The following is an 18,576-nucleotide window of genomic DNA, read 5'->3' as shown; positions in this document are numbered from 1 at the left end:
CACACAGAAAGGCACGAAACCCATGGGTACATCAGACAGCACGTACGTCCTCGGCCACGCCGACGCGGAGGTGCAGCGGCTGCTCCTGCAGGGACGGCTGTACGACGGCTATACGGAGCACGCGCTGCGGCTCGCCGGGCTGCGCCCGGGCATGCGGGTGCTCGACATCGGCAGCGGCCCCGGCGACGTGTCGTTCGTCGCCGCCCGGCTGGTCGGGCCGACGGGAAGCGTACTCGGCGTCGACGCCGCACCCGCCATGGTCGAACTGGCCCGCGCCCGCGCCGCCGAAAAAGGCCTGTCCACAGTGCATTTCACACAAGCGGTCATCGACGCGCTCACCCTGGACGAACCGGTCGACGCGGTCATCGGCCGGCTGATCCTGATGCACCTGCCCGACCCGGCCGCCACGCTGCGGCACCTCAGCTCGTTGCTGCGTCCCGGCGGCGTGATCGCGTTCGCCGAGATCGACATCACTCGGGCGCGCAGCGTCCCGGAGCTCCCGCTGTTCAGCCGAGTGATTGCGGGCATCGTCCGCGCCTTCGAGGACATGGGCATCAGCCCGCGGTTCGGCAGCACGCTGCACGCCGTCTTCGCCGAGGCCGGCCTGGGCGCGCCGCGGCTGACCATCGGCGCGCCGATCGGGACCGCCGCCGAGGCCGACATCCTCGCCTACGGCGCGGAAGTCTGGCGGCTCGTCTCGCCCATCGCAGAACAGGGGGGCTTTGGTCTCGACGATCTCGACGACATGGGCCAGTTCGTCCCGCGTTTCCGCGAGGAGGCGCTGGCGGCCAATGCCCTCATCACCATGCCCTCCATCATCACCGCCTGGACAGAGGTGCAGAAATGAACGACACGATCATCGAGCAGTACTCGACCGGCCTGTCGCGCAACAACATCGAGCGGGCCCTGCGCGCCGCGGGCAAGGACCTCAACCACCTCGCGCCCGCCGACCTGGCCCTGCTGGAGGACTTCCACACGATGGGTCGCATCGCCACCGGCCAGCTGGTGGACCTGGCGCGGATCACCAACGCCAGTAGGGTGCTCGACGCCGGCAGCGGGGTCGGCGGCACCGCCCGCTACGTCGCCGACCGTTACGGGTGCACCGTCGATGCCGTCGATCTCACCGACGAATACTGCGACACCAGTCGTTGGCTCAATCGCCTGGTCGGACTCGACGACCTGATCAGCGTCCGCCAGGCCGACGTCACCGACCTCCCGTTTGCCGACGGCACCTTCGACGTCGCCATCAGCCAGCACGTCCAGATGAACGTCGCCGACAAAGCTCGCTTGTACTCCGAGGCGCGGCGAGTGCTGACGGACGGCGGCCGGCTGGCCATGTGGGACATCACCATTGGCGACCATGGCGACCTCGACTATCCGCTGCCGTGGGCCGACCATCCCGGCCACAGCCAGCTGGTCACCGCCGAAGCATTGCGGTCCGCCGTCGAGTCGGCCGGATTCTCGGTCGAGCACTGGAACGATCTCACCGACCAGGCGGCCGCGCTCATGCAAGCCCTGCTGGCGCAGCCCGCCAATCCGCTGGGCCTGCACGCCTTCGTCACCGACTTCGGGCGCAAGGCCGAGAACCTCACCCAAGCCCTGGCCGACGGACGGCTTCGTGTCATCCAGGCAGTCGGCGGAGGTTAAGGTCATGCAACGCAACGACATTGCGGACCATAAGTACACGACCGCATGGGCCGGTGGCCGCGGCGAGGTCAAGTTTCTCCGCCGCTCCGACGGCTCGCGGCTGCGCTACTTCACCGCGGGAACCGGCCCGCCGCTGGTCCTGCTGCACACGGTCCGCACGCAGCTGGACTACTTCCAGCGAGTCATCCCCGCGCTCTGGGACGAATTCACGGTTTATGCCCTGGACTTCCCAGGCATGGGCTGGTCCGACATCCCAGCCGACGCCCGCTACAGCGAGCCGGAACTGCGAAGCGCCGTAGTGGAATTCGTGAGGGCGCTCGACCTGCGTGACGTCACGCTGGCCGGCGAATCGATGGGTGCCGCGGTCGCGCTGTCGGCGTCGATCGAGCTGCCGGACAACGTGCGCAACGTGATCGCGTTCAACCCGTACGACTACCCGAGCGGACTGGAACGGGGCAACTGGTTCGCAAGCGTGATCGGGACGGCCGTCCGCCTTCCCGGCTCCGGACCGATCTTCGCCGCACTGGAAAACCGCCTCATCCTCAAAGGAGTGCTGGCCGGCGGCTTCGCCGATCGCGGCGCGCTGCCGAAGGACTTCCTCGTCGAGCTGCGCCGCAGCGGCCGCAGACGCGGCTACCCGAGGGTGGCCCGCGCAATCATGCGCAGCCTCAAGGGGTTCATCGCCGCACGGGTGCGCTACCCGGAGGTGAGCGTGCCGGTGAGACTGGTCTACAGCGAACGCGACTGGTCGCGCCCCGCCGAACGCGAACGGGTCGCTCGCCTGCTGAACGTCGACCCAGTCACGGTGCCCGGCGCGGGTCACTTCTCCGCGCTGGAGCGTCCGGCCGACATGGTCCGCGTCATCCGGGAAACCGCCCGCGCATGAACCAAACCCGCGCCTCGGCTTGGCTTCCGCTGATGATCCGGCTGACCGCGATCGGGTATCTGCTCTTCTTCGTGCCCGACCTCGTCCTGGCGAGCACGCATCACATCGGCACCTTGCCGCCGTTTTTCGCCCGGCTTTTCGACTGGGGCGCGGGCGGCGACTCGGTCGCGGTCATGTTCGCCACCGTCTACATCGTCTGGGCGCTCTTTCTGTTCGCGTCGGCGCGCGACCCACTCGCCAACCGGCTGTTCCTTGATTTCAATCTCACCGCGAACGCCGCCCACTTCGCCGCCATGCTCGTCATGGCCGTCGCCATGCACGACGAACACCAGCACATCGCCGGAGTCCTCGCGCTCGGAGTGCTCACCACCGTCCCGCTCGCGGCGTGCTGGCTTCCGGTCCGGCGCCGCCGATGAGTTTCCGCTCCTCGTCGCCTCCATACCGACATGACAACAATTGCGATTTTCGGGGCGACCGGCTACTCCGGCGGGAACATCGCCAACGAGGCGCTCTCCCGCGGGCACCGGGTGATCGCGGTGGCCCGCGACACCGGCCCGTTGGCCGGCCGCACCGACATGGACGTCCGGCGGGGTTCACTGTTCGATGAGCAGTTCGTCCGCGATATCGCGGCCGACGCGGACGTAGTCGTAGTTGCCGTGCCGGCGCATCGCACCGGCCTGGCCGACCACATACCGGAACTGGGGCGAATTGCCGCTGACAACGCGGCGCGCATTGCCGTGGTGGGCGGTGCGGGCAACCTGCGGGTTTCACCCAGTGGGCCACCCGCGCTGGACACGCCGCTCTTCCCCGAGGAGTACAGGGAGGATGGCATCGCGCATGCCGAGGTGCTGGCGCGACTGCGCGAATTGCCCGAAGGCGTGGATTGGTTCAGCCTTTCCCCGCCGGCGGCGTACAACTCCGAAAACCGCGGCGAGCGCACGGGGACCTTCCGCGTCGGGGAAGACGTGCTGCTCGTCGACGCCGAGGGCAACTCCCACATCGGCGGCGCCGACTATGCCATCGCCTTTGTCGACGAGATCGACAACCCGAGGCATCACCGAGCGCTCTTCACCGTCGCCTACTGATCGCGCCTTGATCTGCCAACCCACCACAAATTGAAAATGAAGGGAAGTTCGATGAGTGCAATCAACAGCGAACGCGTGCCAGGAAAGGGCTTGGCATTCAAAGTGTTTCTGCGCATCTACGGTGTCTTGACGCTCACGATCTTCGGTCTGCTCATCGTGGGATTCCTCGCGCAATCCCCGCTACTGGCCGAACACGGCGGGGCTTTGAACTGGACGATCTGGAACGATGTTCGTTGCGGCAGCGAGCATATGCACGTTCCGCCGATGCTGATGGTGATCTACATCGTCTGGGGTGTGTTCCTCCTGATCGCCGCCGCACACCCATACAGCTATGCGTCGTTCCTGCGCTTCACAGCGTGGGCCAACCTGGCACACGGTGGCCTGATGATCGTGCAGGCGGCCTCTGAATTCGACCACTACTGGAGCAAGTTCCTCACCGACATACCGTTCGTGCTGATTCTTGCTGTGGGTATTTTTCTGTGGGCGCGCGGCGCGAAACTCCAGCGGCCAGGCCGGGATGTCCGCCCCTCGTTCGGTACGGATGAGCCGAGCAACGACAGGTGATCTGTGGCGGCTCTCGAGCGCCCGGCGGAGATGGTGCGCTTCCGCCGCCGAAGCGGCTTGCGGATTGTCGGGCCGAGGTGAGCTTATGCCTTTGGTATGAGGTTTGCGGCTGGCATTGATAACGACAATCATTTTCAAATACCGTCGCGATGGTTCTGCAAGCGCCCAGCCCAGGAGTTGCCGTGATGACGTTGCCTGCCGCAACCACCCCGCTGATCGCCGCCCGCAGCGGGGGCGTCCATCGATGACCGCACCGATTTGGATGGCCTTTCCGCCCGAGGTGCACTCGGGGTTGCTGAGCAGCGGCCCGGGGCCGGCGTCTCTGTTCGCAGCGGCCGCCGCGTGGAGCTCGATGAGCGCCGAATACGCTTCCGCGGCAGAAGAACTCAGCGCGGTGTTGGCCTCGACGCAGGCCGGGGCGTGGCAGGGTCCGAGCGCGGAGTCCTACGTGGCCGCGCATGCCCCGTATCTGGCGTGGTTGGCGCAGGCCAGCGCGCACAGCGACGCGGCGGCCGCACAACATGAGACGGCGGGCACGGCCTACACCGCCGCGTTGGCGGCGATGCCGACGCTGCCGGAGCTAGCCACCAACCACGCAGTCCACGGCGCGCTGGTGGCGACGAATTTCTTTGGTATCAATACGATTCCGATCGCGGTCAACGAGGCCGACTATGCGCGGATGTGGGTTCAGGCCGCCGCCACGATGGCGACTTACCAGGCCGTCTCCACGGCCGCGGTGGCGGCCACACCGCCGACAGCCCCTCCGCCGCAGATCCTGAAATCCGATACCGCCGTAGAAGACGACCACGAGCAAGACGATGACCACCATGACCACGACCACGGGTTCGACAGCCCCCTCAATCAGTTCGTCGCCCAGATCCTGCGGCTGTTTGGAATCGACTGGGATCCCGTCGAGGGCACGCTCAACGGACTGCCTTTCGAGGCCTATACCAATCCAGGAGACTTGCTCTGGTGGGTGGCTCGAGCCCTCGAACTTTTTTCGGATTTTCAACAGTTTGGGGCGTTGCTGCAGGAAAACCCGGCGGCGGCTTTCGAGTTCATCACCAACCTCGTGCTGCTCGACTGGCCGACTCACTTGGCCCAGCTCGGTAGTTGGCTTCCGACGCAGCCGCAGTTGTTTTTGGTTCCCGCGCTCCTCGCGGTGGCCCCCTTCGGAGCGCTGGGCGGTTTTGCGGGGCTGGCCCCGCTGTCGGCGCCGCCTGCGCCCGTGCCGGCGCCGGCAGCCCCACCCGCTGCTGCAGCGCCCAGCCTGCCGGCGGCGCTCGGCACGACCCCGGCCGCCGCGCCTGCCGCGGCCACCGCGTCGGCACCCGCCCCTGCGCCTGCTCCCGCAGCGACCACGGCGGCCAGCCCGGCACCGCCCGCGCCGGCGGCCTCGGCTGCGGCCCCATCCGTGCCTCCGTATGCCGTTGCGCCTCCCGGTGTCGGGTTTGGTTCGGGCATGAGTGCGTCCGCTGCTGCCAGTGCGAAAAAGAAGGCGCCGGAGCCTGATTCGGCTGCGGCCTTCTCCGCGGCGGCGGTCGGTGAAGCGGCGCGCACCAGGCGGCGCCAGCGGGCGCGACAGCGTGGTTATGGAGCCGAGTTCATGGACATGAATGTCGACGTCGATCCCGAATGGGATGAGCCGGCGACGACGGCGTCGGAACGCGGCGCCGGGAACCAGGGCTTCGCCGGCACGGCACGCAAGAAAGCCGCCGCCCCGGCGGGCCTGACCACCCTGGCCGGTGATGAATTCGGCGACGGACCCAGCATGCCGATGATCCCACGCACCTGGGCTCCGGAGGACGGCAACGGGGCGCACGACAGCGCGGGCTGAGGTCACCAATCCGGCGGCGGTCATGCTGGCCCGGCCGCCGAGCCGCTGGGCCTGCAAGCCTTCGTCGCCGACTCCGGCATCCTCGCCGCCAGCGCACACCGGCGTCCGGTCCCCCACCCCAATACCCGCCGATCGGTGGCGACGAACATGTCGACATGGTGAAGTGGTATCGCCCGACAAGCCCAAGAGTAAGGATCCGCCGTGCTGGGTCTGCCCGAAAAGGTGCGTGCCTGCCTGTTCGACCTCGACGGTGTGCTCACCGACACCGCGAGCGTGCACACCAAGGCCTGGAAGGCCATGTTCGACGCCTACCTTTCCCAACGGGCCAAGGACACTGGCGAAAAGTTCGTCCCGTTCGACGAGGCGGCGGACTACCGGAAGTACGTCGACGGCAAGAAGCGTGAGGACGGCGTCCGGTCGTTTCTGAGCAGCCGCGGTATCCAGCTGCCCGAAGGGAGTCCCGACGATCCCGACGGCGCCGACACCGTCTACGGCCTGGGCAACCGCAAGAACGAGATGTTCCAGAAGGTTTTGCACGACGACGGGGTCAAGGTGTTCGAAGGGTCGCGGCGCTATCTGGAAGCGGCCTCGGCGGCGAGCCTCGGCATTGCGGTGGTGTCCTCGAGCGCCAACACCCGTGACGTGCTCGAGATCACCGGGCTCGACCGGTTCGTCCAGCAGCGGGTGGACGGGATCACGCTGCGCGACGAGCACATCGCCGGCAAGCCCGCCCCCGACTCCTTCCTGCGGGCAGCACAGCTGCTTGACGTCCCGGCCGACGCGGCGGCCGTGTTCGAAGACGCGTTATCCGGCGTGCAGGCCGGTCGCGCCGGTAACTTCGGCTTCGTGGTGGGCGTCGACCGAGTGGGCCAGGCCGAGGACTTGCGGCGCAACGGCGCCGACGTCGTGGTGACCGATCTGGCCGAATTGCTGCAGTCATGATCACCCAGGAAGCGTTCCCCGTCGAACCGTGGCAGGTCCGCGAAACCAAGCTCGACCTGAACTTGATCGCCCAGTCGGAATCCCTGTTCGCCCTGTCCAACGGGCACATCGGGTTGCGCGGCAACCTCGACGAGGGCGAGCCGCACGGCCTGCCGGGCACCTACCTGAACTCCTTCTACGAAATCCGGCCCCTGCCGTACGCCGAGGCCGGATACGGCTATCCGGAGGCCGGGCAGACCGTCGTCGACGTGACAAATGGCAAGATCTTTCGCCTGCTCGTCGGGGACGAGCCCTTCGATGTCCGGTACGGCAAGTTGCTCTCGCATGAGCGGACCCTCGACCTGCGCGCCGGGACGCTGACCCGCCGGGCGCACTGGTGCTCGCCCTCGGGCAAGCAGGTCAAGGTGGTGTCCACCCGGCTGGTGTCGCTGGCGCAACGCAGCGTCGCGGCCATCGAGTACGTCGTCGAGGCCGTCGATGAATTCGTTCGCGTGACCGTGCAGTCCGAGCTCGTCACCAACGAGGATCAGCCGACGACGTCGGCCGACCCCCGGGTGGCGGCCATCCTGGACAATCCGCTCGAGGCCGTCGACCACGAAAAGACCGAGTACGGCGCGCTTCTCATGCACCGGACCCGAAGCAGCGCGCTGATGATGGCCGCCGCGATGGATCACGAGATCGACGTGCCCGGACGTGTCGAGGTCACCACCGACGCGCGCGAGGACCTGGCGCGCACCACCGTGATCTGCGGGCTGCGCCCGGGCCAAAAGCTGCGGATCGTCAAATATCTGGCCTATGGCTGGTCGAGCCTGCGTTCGCGCCCGGCGCTGCGCGACCAGGCCGCCGCGGCGCTGCACAGCGCGCGCTACACCGGGTGGCAGGGATTGCTGGACGCGCAGCGCTCCTACCTCGACAACTTCTGGGAGAGCGCCGACGTCGAGGTCGAGGGCGATTCCGAATCGCAGCAAGCGGTGCGCTTCGGACTGTTCCACCTGTTGCAGGCCAGTGCGCGCGCCGAACGCCGCGCGATTCCCAGCAAGGGGCTCACCGGAACCGGCTACGACGGCCACGCCTTCTGGGACACCGAGGGATACGTGCTGCCGGTGCTCACCTATACCGCGCCCCACGCGGTCGCCGATGCCCTGCGATGGCGGGCCTCGACGATGGATCTGGCCCGGGACCGGGCCGCCGAACTCGGCCTGGAGGGTGTCGCCTTTCCGTGGCGCACCATTCGCGGCCAGGAGTGCTCGGCGTACTGGCCGGCGGGCACCGCGGCCTGGCATATCAACGCCGACATCGCGATGGCCTTCGAGCGGTATCGCGTCGTCACCGGCGACCAATCGCTGGAGGCCGAGTGCGGTCTGAACGTTCTGGTCGAGACCTCGCGGCTGTGGATGTCGCTCGGGCACCACGACCGCCACGGCGTCTGGCACCTCGACGGGGTCACCGGTCCCGACGAATACACGGCGATCGTCCGCGACAACGTCTTCACCAACCTGATGGCCGCACACAACCTGCTCGTCGCCGCCGACGCGTGCAACCGCCATCCCGAGAAGGCGGCAGAACTGGGCGTCTCCACCGAAGAGGCCGCCTCGTGGCGTGATGCGGCCGGCGCGGTCAACATTCCCTACGACGAAGAACTGGGAGTCCATCAGCAGTGCGAAGGCTTTACCACCTTCGCGGAGTGGGACTTTGAAGCCAACACGACCTATCCGCTGCTGTTGCACGAAGCGTATGTGCGGCTCTATCCCGCGCAGGTGATCAAGCAGGCCGACCTGGTGCTGGCGATGCAATTGCAGAGCCACGCGTTCACGGCCGAGCAGAAGGCCCGCAACGTCGACTACTACGAGCGCCGCATGGTGCGCGACTCGTCACTGTCGGCCTGCACCCAGGCGGTGATGTGCGCCGAGGTCGGGCATCTGGAGCTGGCGCATGACTACGCCTACGAGGCCGCGCTGATCGACCTGCGCGACTTGCACAGCAACACCCGCGACGGGCTGCACATGGCTTCCTTGGCCGGCGCGTGGATGGCGCTGATCAACGGTTTCGGCGGCCTGCGCGACGACGAGGGTGTCCTGGCCCTGGATCCGCAACTGCCCGATGGCATTTCGCGACTTCGGTTCCGGTTGCGGTGGCGGGATTTCCGGGTGACCGTCGACGCCAACCACTCCGATGTCACCTATACCCTGCGCGACGGGCCCGGCGGCGACCTGACCATCCGGCATGCCGGCGAGGACCTCGAACTGAGCACCGAGAAGCCGACGACCATCGCGGTGCGCCGGCGCAAGCCGCTGCTGCCGGCGCCGCCCCAGCCCCCGGGCCGCGAGCCCGTGCACCGGCGCAGCATGCTCCAGCAGTTGACCGATAGCTGAGCCGTCAGTGCGGCTGAACCATCCGGGCCACCTCGGTGCGGATCGCCTCGCGGATTTCGGGCTCGGGCATGTCGTCCAGACCGGTCGCCGAGCGCAGAATGGGCGCGAACAACCGCCAACCGAATTGCAGCGCAAGGGCATTGGCCACGGCTAACCGCGCACTGGTGTCCTTCTCATGCAGTGGACGCACCAAGTCCAGCAGGGCCGCGATGTTCGGAAAGTGCTTTTGCAACTGGGCGGCCGGATACCCGTCCAGCAGTGTGCGGGCCATCACCCGCATCTGCCGGTCCAGGGCATCGTCCAAAACGCCGACGGTCGAGCCGGCCTGCAGTCGCTCTTTCAGATTTGCGCCCAGCTGATCCAACACGGCGCCGACGAGGTTCTCCTTGGTGCCGAAATGACGAAACACCAGCCCATGGTTGACCCTCGATCGCGCGGCGATGTCGCGGATCGAGGTCGCCGCGGGGCCGCGCTCGGCGAAAAGGTCGGTGGCCGCTTCCAGGATCGCCGCCGCCACCTCCTCCCGCCCGGTGGGCGGTTTCGAGCGGCCCCTTGCGGAAGGTGTAGTCATATGACTACAGTAGCGTATGTAGTCAGTTGACTACACCTACGATGACACAGAGGACACAAAAATGACGCAGCCAGTAACCGTCACCAAGCTGGGCAGCCGCATCGGCGCCCGGGTCGACGGGGTGCGCCTGGGCGGCGACCTGGACCCGACCGCGGTCGAGGCGATCCACCAGGCGCTGCTGACCCACAAGGTGATCTTCTTCCGCCACCAGCACCACCTCGACGACCAGCGCCAGCTCGAGTTCGCCCACCTGCTGGGCACGCCGATCGGCCACCCGGCGGCGTCGGTGCTCGCCGCCAAGGACGCGCCGGTCATCACGCCGATCAACTCCGAATACGGCAAGGCCACGCGCTGGCACACCGACGTGACGTTCGCCGCCAACTACCCGGCGGCCTCGATCCTGCGCGCGGTCACCCTGCCCAGCTACGGCGGTTCGACCTTGTGGGCGTCGACAGCGGCGGCCTACGCGAACCTGCCCGAACCGCTGCAGTGCCTGGTCGACAACCTGTGGGCGCTGCACACCAACCGCTACGACTACGTCACCGACGAGGCGCTGACCGACACGCAGCGGGCCTTCCGGCAGGCGTTCGAGAAGCCGGATTTCCGCACCGAGCATCCCGTGGTGCGGGTGCACCCGGAGACCGGTGAGCGGACCCTGGTGCTCGGCGATTTCGTGCGCGGCTTCGTCGGCCTGGACGACCGCGAGTCAGGCCTGCTGCTGGAAATGCTGCAACGGCGAATCACCATGCCCGAGAACACCATTCGCTGGAATTGGGCGCCGGGCGACGTTGCCATTTGGGACAACCGGGCGACGCAGCACCGGGCCGTCGACGACTACGACAACCAGCCCCGCCTCATGCACCGGGTGACGTTGATGGGCGACGTGCCCGTCAGCGTGCACGGCGAGCGCAGCCGGGTGGTCAGCGGAGCACCCCTCGAGGTGATTGCCAGCTGACTCTCAACCGGCCGAGCTGACCGGATCGACCGGCAGCCAGCGCAGGGCACCCGGTGCGTCGAGGGGTACCACCGGGTGCTGGGGCGCGATCGGGGCCAGCCGGCGGTAGGCGTCACCCTGCAAGGGGCGCTCATCGATCTCGCCCTTGTTCGGCCACAGTGACGCGGCCCGCTCCGCCTGGGCGGTAATCGACAGCGACGGGTTGACGCCCAGGTTCGCCGATATCGCGGCGCCGTCCACCACCAGCAGCGTCGGGTAGCCGTAGACCCGGTGGTACGGGTCGATGACCCCGTGCTCGGGGCCGTGGCCGATCACCGCGCCACCGAGGAAGTGCGCGGTCAGCGGGATATTGAACAGCTCGCCCCAGGTGCCGCCGGCGACGCCGTCGATCTTGGCGGCGATGCGGCGGGTGACCTCGTTGCCGACCGGAATCCACGTCGGGTTCGGCTCGCCGTGCCCCTGCTTGCTGGTGTACCAGCGAATGCCCAGCTTCCCGCGCTTGGTGAAGGTGGTGATCGAGTTGTCCAGGTGCTGCATCACCAGCGCGATCATGGTGCGCTCGCTCCACTGGCGGGGATTGAGCAGCCGCAGCATGCTGCGCGGATCCTCGCGGCTCGTCTCGAGCAACTGCTTCCACCGGGGCACGTCGGTGCCCTCGGGGCCGGGGCCGTCGGTCATCAACGTCTGCAGCAGCCCCATCGCATTGGAGCCCTTGCCGTAGCGCACCGGTTCGATGTGGGTGTCGGGCGTGGGGTGGATCGACGACGTGATCGCCACGCCGTGCGTCAGATCCAGATCCGGCGAGACCTCCAACCGGCCGGCGCCGACGATCGATTCGGAGTTGGTCCGGGTCAACACGCCCAGCCGTTTAGACAGGCGCGGCAGGCGGCCCTTGTCGCGCATCTTGAACAACAGGTGCTGCGTTCCCCACGTGCCCGCGGCCAGGATCAGGTAGTTGGCGGTGTAGGTGCGTCGGTCGCGACGCAGCCAACTTCCGGTGCGAACTGTGCGGACCTCCCACAGCCCGTCTGGCCGCTGCTCGAACCCCTTGACGGTCGTCATCGGAATCACTTGCGCCCCAGCCGATTCCGCTAGCCCGAGGTAGTTCTTCAGCAGCGTGTTCTTGGCGCCGTAGCGACACCCCGTCATGCAGCAGCCGCATTCGAGGCAGCCGGTGCGCGCCGGCCCCGCGCCGCCGAAGTACGGGTCGGGAACGGTCTTGCCCGGCGTCTTGGTGCCGTCGGGCCCGAAGAACACGCCCACCGGGGTGGGCACCCAGGTGTCGCCGCACCCCATGTCGTCGGCAACGGCTTTCACGATGCGGTCGGCGTCGGTGAAGGTCGGGTTGAGCACGACGCCCAGCATCCGCTGCGCCTGCTCGTAATGCGGCATCAGCTCGCTGCGCCAGTCGGTGATGTGGGCCCACTGCGGATCTTTGAAGAACGGCTCGGGCGGGACGTACAACGTGTTGGCGTAGTTGAGCGAACCGCCGCCCACACCCGCCCCGGCCAGGATCATGACGTTGCGCAGCGGGTGGATCCGTTGGATGCCGTAGCACCCCAGCCTGGGCGCCCAGAGGAACTTGCGCAGATCCCAGGACGTCTTGGCGAACTCCTCGTCGGAGAAGCGGCGGCCGGCCTCCAACACGCCTACCCGGTAACCCTTTTCGGTCAGCCGCAGCGCGCTGACGCTACCCCCAAAACCCGATCCGATGATCAGGACGTCGTAGTCCGGTTTCATGGCCCCAGTATGGCCGTACCCGCCGGTAATAAACCAGGTCGGGTACTAGACCCTGCGGCCCCAGCGTGCGGCTGGCCGCACATTCGGAGTCGAGCGTGCGGCTGGCCGCACGTTCGGCGGCCGAAAGCGCTCAGCAGCCGACGGTCAGGCCGACCTTCTGGAACTCCTTGAGGTCGCAATAGCCGGCCTTGGCCATCGCACGGCGCAGCCCGCCGACCAGGTTGAGGCTGCCGAACGGATCATCGGACGGGCCGTTGAGAACCTGGCGCAGCGGCGGGCGCTCCCCGACCGCGATCTGCAGCAGCGCGCCACGCGGCAGCGACGGGTGCGCCGCCGCGGCCGGCCAGAACCACCCGTCGCCGAGCGCCTCGGCGCTTTCGGCCAGCGGCGTGCCGAGCACCACCGCATCGGCCCCGCACGCGATGGCCTTGGCTAGCTCGCCGGACGTGTGGATGTCGCCGTCGGCCAGCACGTGCACGTAGCGGCCGCCCGTCTCGTCGAGGTATTCGCGCCGCGCGGCGGCGGCGTCGGCGATCGCGGTGGCCATCGGCACGCTGATGCCCAGCACCTCGTCGCTGGTGGTCACGCCCCGGGTGGAGCCGTAGCCGACGATGACGCCCGCGGCACCGGTGCGCATCAGGTGCAGCGCGGTGCGATGGTCGAGCACGCCGCCGGCGACCACCGGCACGTCGAGCTCGGAGATGAAGGTCTTCAGGTTCAGCGGCTCGCCGTCGCTGGCCACCCGCTCGGCCGAGACGATGGTGCCCTGGATGACCAGCAGGTCGATGCCGGCCGCCACCAGCACCGGCGTCAGCGCCTGCGCGTTCTGCGGGCTGACCCGCACCGCGGTGATCACCCCGGCGTCGCGGATGCGGGCCACCGCGGCGCCCAACAGGTCCGGGTTGAGCGGGGCCGCATGCAGTTCCTGCAGCAGCCGGATCGACGCGGAGGGTTCGGGCTCCTTTTCCGCGGCCTCGACGAGCTGCGCGATCTTGGCCTCGACGTCGGCGTGCCGGCCGATCAGCCCCTCGCCGTTGAGCACCCCGAGGCCGCCGAGCTTGCCGAGTTCGATCGCGAACTCCGGCGACACCAGAGCATCGGTCGGGTGCGCCACCACCGGGATTTCGAAGCGATAGGCGTCGAGCTGCCACGCCGTCGACACGTCCTGCGACGAGCGGGTGCGCCGCGACGGCACGATGCTGACTTCACTGAGTTCGTAGGTGCGACGGGCGACGCGACCCATCCCGATCTCGACCATGGCCAGTTCGCTGTTCACCGCGCGTAGTAATTAGGTGCTTCGACCGTCATCGCGACGTCGTGCGGGTGGCTCTCCTTCAGCCCGGCCGGTGTGATCCGGACGAACTGCGCCTGCTGCAGCACCTCGATGGTGGGCGAGCCGGTGTATCCCATTGCGGCCCGCAAGCCACCGGTCAGCTGGTGGATCACCGACGACAGGGGGCCACGGAACGGCACCCGGCCCTCGATGCCCTCGGGGACCAACTTGTCCTCGCTCAACGCGTCGTCGGCGAAGTAGCGGTCCTTGGAGTAGGACTTCGCCCCGCCCCGGCCCTGCATGGCGCCCAGCGACCCCATCCCCCGATAGCTCTTGAACTGCTTGCCGTTGACGAAGATCAGCTCGCCCGGCGCCTCGGCGGTGCCGGCCAGCAGCGAGCCCAGCATCGCGGTCGACGCGCCGGCGGCCAGCGCCTTGGCGATATCGCCGGAGTACTGCAGACCCCCGTCGGCGATGACCGGCACGCCGGCCGGCCCGCACACCGCCACGGCCTCCAGGATCGCGGTGATCTGCGGCGCGCCGACGCCGGCCACCACCCGGGTGGTGCAGATCGAGCCCGGCCCGACCCCGACCTTCACCGCGTCGGCGCCGGCGTCGACCAAGGCCGCGGCGGCCGCCCTGGTGGCTACGTTGCCGCCGATCACCTCGACCTTCTCGCCCACCTCGACCTTGAGTTTGCCGACCATGTCGAGCACCAGCCGGTTGTGCGCGTGCGCGGTGTCGACGATCAGCACGTCCACCCCGGCGTCGACCAACATCATCGCCCGCACCCACGCGTCGCCGCCGACACCGACGGCCGCGCCGACCAGCAGCCGCCCGTCGCTGTCCTTGGTGGCCAGCGGGTGTTGTTCGGTCTTGACGAAGTCCTTGACGGTGATCAGCCCGGTCAGCCGGCCGTGGCCGTCGACGACGGGCAGTTTCTCGATCTTGTTGCGGCGCAACAGGCCCAGCGCCGCGTCGGCGCTGACGCCCTCCTGGGCGGTGATCAGCGGGGCCTTGGTCATCACTTCGGCGACCTGCCTGGTCTGATCGACCTCGAAGCGCATGTCGCGGTTGGTGATGATGCCGACCAGCGCGCCGGCGTCGTCGACCACCGGCAGCCCGGAGATCCGGAACTTGGCGCACATCGCGTCGACCTGAGCCAAAGTGTTGTCCGGCCGGCAGGTGACCGGGTCGGTGACCATGCCCGCTTCGGACCGCTTGACCATCTCGACCTGGCCGGCCTGCTCGGCGACCGGCAGGTTGCGGTGCAGCACGCCCATGCCGCCGGCCCGGGCCATCGCGATGGCCATCCGGGATTCGGTCACCGTGTCCATCGCCGAGCTGACCAGCGGCACTTTGAGCCTGATCTTCTTGGTGAGCTGGCTGGACGTGTCCGCGGTGGCGGGCACCACGTCGGAAGCGGCAGGCAACAGCAAGACGTCGTCGAAAGTCAGCCCCAGCATCGCCACCTTGTACGGGTCGTCGCCCCCGGTCACCACCCGGTCGTCCGCCAGGCCACCCACGGGCGCGTCGCGCACGTACGGACTGGCGACCAGCTCGGAGCTGTCTTCTAGGTGGGACATGCCACGGGACATCGGTGAAGCCCTCCATGCGCGCGGAGTGAGAAACCCATCCTATCGGCTCGGGGAGACCATCGAGACTCGCTCGCCCGGGCGTGCCGCCGGCCCGTTTACGCCGGGCCGCACGCGGACCTCCCTGCTGGCGTTATGACGGGCCGCCTGCGTAGTCTAGAGGCGTGCGCGACCACCTCCCACCGGGTTTGCCACCCGACCCGTTTGCCGACGACCCCTGCGACCCGTCGGCGGCACTGGACGCCGTCGAGCCGGGACAGCCCCTGGATGCCCAAGAGCGAATGGCGGTAGAGGCCGACCTGGCCGACCTGGCCGTTTACGAAGCTCTGTTGGCGCACAAGGGGATTCGCGGACTGGTCGTGTGCTGCGACGAGTGCCAGCAAGACCACTACCACGACTGGGACATGTTGCGCGCGAATTTGCTGCAGCTGCTCATCGACGGCACGGTCCGTCCGCACGAACCCGCGTACGACCCCGAACCCGACGCCTACGTCACGTGGGATTACTGCCGGGGATACGCCGACGCGTCGCTCAACGAGGCGACGTCAGACGCCGACGGGTTTCACCGGCGTCACTGAACTCCTCAGTACCTCGAGCGCCCGGTAGCTAGCCGCCCGGCGCCGCAGAAGACGGCGTGGACGTCTGCCCGTGGTGGTGGTGATGACTCGACGACGGAGTCGTCGAGGTTGTCGGTGAGGTGGAAGACGAGGGGCTCGGGCTGACCGCCGTGGGCGCCGTGGTGCTCGCAGTGGACGACGCACTCGGCGTGGACGAGGCGGCGGGGGCCTTAGGTGGCTTGGTCTGCGGCGCCGGGGTGACGGCCTGGGGCGGCGGCAGCGTGGCGTTCGGGTCGCGCGACTCGACGCGGGTGTTCAGCAGGTTGACCTGATCCATCAGGTCGTTGCGGCTGGCCCCGTCGTTCATGGACTGCACGGCGCTGCTGACCTCGGCCAGCTGGCTGTGGGCCTGGGCCCATTGGCCTTCGTTGATCAGTTGCTGAACCTTCGCCAGCTCGGCCTTGGCGGACAGCTCGATCTTTTGGTCGTTGACCCGCGGTTGGTCGTAGAACATCGCGTGCAGTCCATACAACGCATCCCCGGGCCGGGCCTCGACCACCATGGCGCCGAAGCCGCTGAGGACCAACAGCGTCGCGGCCACCGACCCGATCGCCGCCAGGCCCCGACGGCTCTGCCCGCCGCGTTCGGCGAGTCCAACGCGCAGCGCCTCGATCGCATCTTCCGGCGACACCAGCGCGCTGGCCGGTGGCCACCGCAGATCGTCGCGCCATTCCGCCAGAAGGCCGGCCAGCGCTTCAAAATCCTCGTCGGGATCGTCGATGTCGACCGGCCGACGCTCGGCTAGCGAGTCGAGCAGCAGGTCGGTGCGGGCGAATTCATCCAAGGATTCAGGCATAGTCACCCGCCGCGACGATTTCGGATTTCAGGCGGTTCAACGCCCGGTGCTGCGCCACCCGCACCGCGCCCGGGGTTGCGCCGACGGCGGCGGCGGTCTCCTCGGCGGACAGGCCGACGACGACGCGCAGGATCAGGATCTCGCGCTGCTTGGAGGGCAAGATCTCGAGCAGTTCGTTCATGCGGCTGGCCGAATCGGCCTCGATGGCACGCTGTTCCGGCCCGGCCTCCGACGACCAGCGCTCGGGAACCGAGTCGGAGGGGAAGGCGAGATCGCGGCCGGCGGCCCGGTGGGCGTCGGCCACCTTGTGGGCCGCAATGCCGTACAGGAAGGCCAGGAACGGGCGACCCCGATCTCGGTAGCGCGGCAGCGCCGTAATAGTGGCCAAGCAAACCTCCTGCGCCACGTCATCGGCTGACAGGCCACCCCGATCGATTGTGCCGACCCGAGCCCGGCAATACCGCACGACAATCGGACGGATGGTCTCCAGCACCTCCCGTAATGCCTTCGTGTCTCCCGCTACGGCCTCGGCAACCACAGCGTCGAGACGTTCCGCTTGAATTGTCATCGACGGCGGTATCTCCAACGTTACGAACCGGACACAGCACGGGCTATCACGGGCTAACTCACGCAATGACTTTAACGGCCGCAAGCCCGTTTCAAGCGGAACGCCACGCCCCACCGGCGCGCCGCACCTGGCCTGCGCAGATATCGCGAATTTCGGGCAGTTCTTGTGCCGAAAATGTGACGCTTCCGATATCAATCAGCAAGCAAGCCAGCGCCCAGCGAAGCGGTATCAATCCGAATCGCTCGGTGGCGTCCAGTGCCGCCTCGGCGACCTCCCGGGCGCGGTCGGCGCGGCCCGCGCTGCACAGGGCCGCGGCGAGCACCACGTCGCTTTTGACGCGGTGCCGCGCCGAGGCCCCGAGCCGCGCGAGTTCGACGGCTTCCTCGGCGCGACGGACTGCGACGTCGCCGTCGCCGGAAGCCATGGCCAACTCGGCGCCCACCCATCCGCGCCGCACCGCGAGCCGGTCGGGCACCGTCGCGGCCGCCAGCGCGGAATCCGCACGCGTCAACAACGCTGCCGCTGCGGCGAAGCGGCCGATTCCCAGCGCGTCGGCGGCCAGCCCGATCAGGGCATCGGCCCGCGCCTCGGGATCAATCCCGGCCAGCGCCAGGGCGCGACCATCCCAGCCGCGCGCCCGCTCGTGCCAGCCGAGCTGGCGTAGGAACGATCCCTGCGTGCTGTGCGCCAGCGAGACCAGTCGCCCAGCGGACCCGCTGCGGCGCAGCGCGGCGAGGTCGCGGTACGCGCTGCCGTAGCGTCCCTGCCCGCCGGACGCGACGGCGCGCAGCCACAATTGCCGGGGTGTGGTCGCCGTCGGCAAAGGCCAGCTTTGCGGCTGGTTTCCGAACGCGGCGTCCGCCAGCGTTGCGTCGGTCGTCGAAGTGTGACGAGTTTCAATCACGGTGATAGTAGTAAACAGTTCGTGGTGTCTGTGTTACTGAAATGTTAATCACGATCGGCGTGTACAAATTAGCCTCTCCCCGTCCAACCGCCCTGAGCAGCGAAATCCCAAGGGGCACCAACTAGCTGGTAGCACGGCTCTTGTGCGGTAAATGCGTCGCAGATGAACGCAGAGTTAATTCTGCAGCAACGGTCATGTATTTTGCCACACTAAGCGCCTATTGA

Annotated in this window: 17 protein-coding genes and 1 pseudogene; 11 read left to right on the top strand and 7 right to left on the bottom strand. The window is 68.0% G+C overall.

Annotated elements, in window-relative coordinates; all coding sequences use genetic code 11:
- Positions 1 to 22: 22 nt before the first annotated feature.
- The 9 genes and pseudogenes from A5747_RS17490 to A5747_RS17450 all read left to right on the top strand — a co-directional run bounded on the left by A5747_RS17490 (position 23) and on the right by A5747_RS17450 (position 9,333).
- Positions 23 to 847 carry a class I SAM-dependent methyltransferase gene (locus A5747_RS17490; protein WP_076126440.1) on the top strand — a complete coding sequence of 275 codons (825 nt, stop codon included), beginning with the start codon at positions 23 to 25 and terminating at the stop codon, positions 845 to 847.
- Positions 844 to 1,647: a class I SAM-dependent methyltransferase gene (locus tag A5747_RS17485; protein WP_076126437.1), complete on the top strand. Its 804-nt coding sequence runs from the start codon at positions 844 to 846 to the stop codon at positions 1,645 to 1,647. The genes A5747_RS17490 and A5747_RS17485 overlap by 4 nt, the downstream gene beginning before the upstream one ends.
- A gap of 4 nt (positions 1,648 to 1,651) precedes the next feature.
- The gene (locus tag A5747_RS17480) at positions 1,652 to 2,533 is read left to right on the top strand and encodes an alpha/beta fold hydrolase (protein WP_076126434.1); all 882 of its coding nucleotides are present in this window, start codon (positions 1,652 to 1,654) and stop codon (positions 2,531 to 2,533) included.
- Complete coding sequence (locus A5747_RS17475; protein WP_076126432.1) at positions 2,530 to 2,949, top strand: hypothetical protein; 420 nt, start codon at positions 2,530 to 2,532, stop codon at positions 2,947 to 2,949. Before A5747_RS17480 ends, A5747_RS17475 begins: the two co-directional genes overlap by 4 nt.
- 30 nt (positions 2,950 to 2,979) lie before the next feature.
- Positions 2,980 to 3,618, top strand: coding sequence for an NAD(P)-dependent oxidoreductase (locus A5747_RS17470; RefSeq protein WP_076126430.1), 639 nt, complete (start codon positions 2,980 to 2,982; stop codon positions 3,616 to 3,618).
- Positions 3,619 to 3,669: 51 nt separating this feature from the next.
- A complete protein-coding gene (locus tag A5747_RS17465; protein WP_076126428.1) occupies positions 3,670 to 4,182 on the top strand; it encodes a DUF6632 domain-containing protein in 513 nt (170 codons plus the stop codon).
- Positions 4,183 to 4,426: 244 nt separating this feature from the next.
- Positions 4,427 to 6,019: a PPE family protein gene (locus A5747_RS17460; protein ID WP_076126426.1), complete on the top strand. Its 1,593-nt coding sequence runs from the start codon at positions 4,427 to 4,429 to the stop codon at positions 6,017 to 6,019.
- Positions 6,020 to 6,174: 155 nt separating this feature from the next.
- Positions 6,175 to 6,961 (top strand): annotated as a pseudogene (locus A5747_RS17455) (beta-phosphoglucomutase family hydrolase).
- Complete coding sequence (locus A5747_RS17450; protein ID WP_076126422.1) at positions 6,958 to 9,333, top strand: glycoside hydrolase family 65 protein; 2,376 nt, start codon at positions 6,958 to 6,960, stop codon at positions 9,331 to 9,333. The pseudogene A5747_RS17455 and the gene A5747_RS17450 overlap by 4 nt, the downstream one beginning before the upstream one ends.
- Positions 9,334 to 9,337: 4 nt before the next feature.
- Here the strand turns inward: A5747_RS17450 and A5747_RS17445 are convergent, their stop codons facing one another.
- Positions 9,338 to 9,904: a TetR/AcrR family transcriptional regulator gene (locus A5747_RS17445; protein WP_076126419.1), complete on the bottom strand. Its 567-nt coding sequence runs from the start codon at positions 9,902 to 9,904 to the stop codon at positions 9,338 to 9,340.
- Positions 9,905 to 9,965: 61 nt separating this feature from the next.
- Between A5747_RS17445 and A5747_RS17440 the strand changes: the two genes are divergently transcribed.
- Positions 9,966 to 10,859, top strand: coding sequence for a TauD/TfdA family dioxygenase (locus A5747_RS17440; RefSeq protein ID WP_076126417.1), 894 nt, complete (start codon positions 9,966 to 9,968; stop codon positions 10,857 to 10,859).
- Between the two features lie 3 nt (positions 10,860 to 10,862).
- Here A5747_RS17440 and A5747_RS17435 read toward each other — a convergent pair whose 3' ends face one another.
- The 3 genes from A5747_RS17435 to guaB all read right to left on the bottom strand — a co-directional run bounded on the left by A5747_RS17435 (position 10,863) and on the right by guaB (position 15,470).
- Positions 10,863 to 12,599 carry a GMC oxidoreductase gene (locus A5747_RS17435; RefSeq protein WP_076126415.1) on the bottom strand — a complete coding sequence of 579 codons (1,737 nt, stop codon included), beginning with the start codon at positions 12,597 to 12,599 and terminating at the stop codon, positions 10,863 to 10,865.
- Positions 12,600 to 12,729: 130 nt separating this feature from the next.
- Positions 12,730 to 13,857 carry a GuaB3 family IMP dehydrogenase-related protein gene (locus tag A5747_RS17430; protein ID WP_076061760.1) on the bottom strand — a complete coding sequence of 376 codons (1,128 nt, stop codon included), beginning with the start codon at positions 13,855 to 13,857 and terminating at the stop codon, positions 12,730 to 12,732.
- Positions 13,858 to 13,871: 14 nt separating this feature from the next.
- Positions 13,872 to 15,470 (bottom strand): IMP dehydrogenase, encoded by a 1,599-nt coding sequence (gene guaB, locus A5747_RS17425; RefSeq protein WP_076126413.1) that lies wholly within the window; start codon positions 15,468 to 15,470, stop codon positions 13,872 to 13,874.
- A 161-nt stretch (positions 15,471 to 15,631) separates the two neighbouring features.
- Here guaB and A5747_RS17420 point away from each other — a divergent pair, with 161 nt between their 5' ends.
- Positions 15,632 to 16,045: a DUF5319 domain-containing protein gene (locus tag A5747_RS17420; protein WP_076061701.1), complete on the top strand. Its 414-nt coding sequence runs from the start codon at positions 15,632 to 15,634 to the stop codon at positions 16,043 to 16,045.
- A 28-nt stretch (positions 16,046 to 16,073) separates the two neighbouring features.
- On the opposite strand, the gene A5747_RS17415 is transcribed toward A5747_RS17420, so the two are convergent.
- The 3 genes from A5747_RS17415 to A5747_RS17405 all read right to left on the bottom strand — a co-directional run bounded on the left by A5747_RS17415 (position 16,074) and on the right by A5747_RS17405 (position 18,352).
- Positions 16,074 to 16,880, bottom strand: a complete 807-nt coding sequence (locus A5747_RS17415; RefSeq protein WP_083700519.1) for an anti-sigma-D factor RsdA — start codon at positions 16,878 to 16,880, stop codon at positions 16,074 to 16,076.
- The gene (locus A5747_RS17410; RefSeq protein WP_076061698.1) at positions 16,873 to 17,448 is read right to left on the bottom strand and encodes a sigma-70 family RNA polymerase sigma factor; all 576 of its coding nucleotides are present in this window, start codon (positions 17,446 to 17,448) and stop codon (positions 16,873 to 16,875) included. Before A5747_RS17410 ends, A5747_RS17415 begins: the two co-directional genes overlap by 8 nt.
- A 91-nt stretch (positions 17,449 to 17,539) precedes the next feature.
- Positions 17,540 to 18,352, bottom strand: a complete 813-nt coding sequence (locus A5747_RS17405) for a lipopolysaccharide assembly protein LapB (RefSeq protein WP_142245630.1) — start codon at positions 18,350 to 18,352, stop codon at positions 17,540 to 17,542.
- Positions 18,353 to 18,576 lie beyond the last annotated feature (224 nt).

This window comes from Mycobacterium sp. IS-836, assembly GCF_001954275.1.
Taxonomy (GTDB): Bacteria; Actinomycetota; Actinomycetes; order Mycobacteriales; family Mycobacteriaceae; genus Mycobacterium.
The sequence above is the reverse complement of the archived record's forward strand: the minus strand, read 5'-3'. Positions and strand labels throughout refer to the sequence as shown.

What these genes read in the sequence shown, in the direction of transcription:
- A5747_RS17490 (WP_076126440.1), top strand. Translation starts at nt 23, where the DNA reads ATGGGTACATCAGACAGCACGTACGTCCTCGGCCACGCCGACGCGGAG.
- A5747_RS17485 (WP_076126437.1), top strand. Translation starts at nt 844, where the DNA reads ATGAACGACACGATCATCGAGCAGTACTCGACCGGCCTGTCGCGCAAC.
- A5747_RS17480 (WP_076126434.1), top strand. Translation starts at nt 1,652, where the DNA reads ATGCAACGCAACGACATTGCGGACCATAAGTACACGACCGCATGGGCC.
- A5747_RS17475 (WP_076126432.1), top strand. Translation starts at nt 2,530, where the DNA reads ATGAACCAAACCCGCGCCTCGGCTTGGCTTCCGCTGATGATCCGGCTG.
- A5747_RS17470 (WP_076126430.1), top strand. Translation starts at nt 2,980, where the DNA reads ATGACAACAATTGCGATTTTCGGGGCGACCGGCTACTCCGGCGGGAAC.
- A5747_RS17465 (WP_076126428.1), top strand. Translation starts at nt 3,670, where the DNA reads ATGAGTGCAATCAACAGCGAACGCGTGCCAGGAAAGGGCTTGGCATTC.
- A5747_RS17460 (WP_076126426.1), top strand. Translation starts at nt 4,427, where the DNA reads ATGACCGCACCGATTTGGATGGCCTTTCCGCCCGAGGTGCACTCGGGG.
- A5747_RS17450 (WP_076126422.1), top strand. Translation starts at nt 6,958, where the DNA reads ATGATCACCCAGGAAGCGTTCCCCGTCGAACCGTGGCAGGTCCGCGAA.
- A5747_RS17445 (WP_076126419.1), bottom strand. Translation starts at nt 9,904, where the DNA reads ATGACTACACCTTCCGCAAGGGGCCGCTCGAAACCGCCCACCGGGCGG.
- A5747_RS17440 (WP_076126417.1), top strand. Translation starts at nt 9,966, where the DNA reads ATGACGCAGCCAGTAACCGTCACCAAGCTGGGCAGCCGCATCGGCGCC.
- A5747_RS17435 (WP_076126415.1), bottom strand. Translation starts at nt 12,599, where the DNA reads ATGAAACCGGACTACGACGTCCTGATCATCGGATCGGGTTTTGGGGGT.
- A5747_RS17430 (WP_076061760.1), bottom strand. Translation starts at nt 13,857, where the DNA reads ATGGTCGAGATCGGGATGGGTCGCGTCGCCCGTCGCACCTACGAACTC.
- guaB (WP_076126413.1), bottom strand. Translation starts at nt 15,470, where the DNA reads ATGTCCCGTGGCATGTCCCACCTAGAAGACAGCTCCGAGCTGGTCGCC.
- A5747_RS17415 (WP_083700519.1), bottom strand. Translation starts at nt 16,880, where the DNA reads ATGCCTGAATCCTTGGATGAATTCGCCCGCACCGACCTGCTGCTCGAC.
- A5747_RS17410 (WP_076061698.1), bottom strand. Translation starts at nt 17,448, where the DNA reads ATGACAATTCAAGCGGAACGTCTCGACGCTGTGGTTGCCGAGGCCGTA.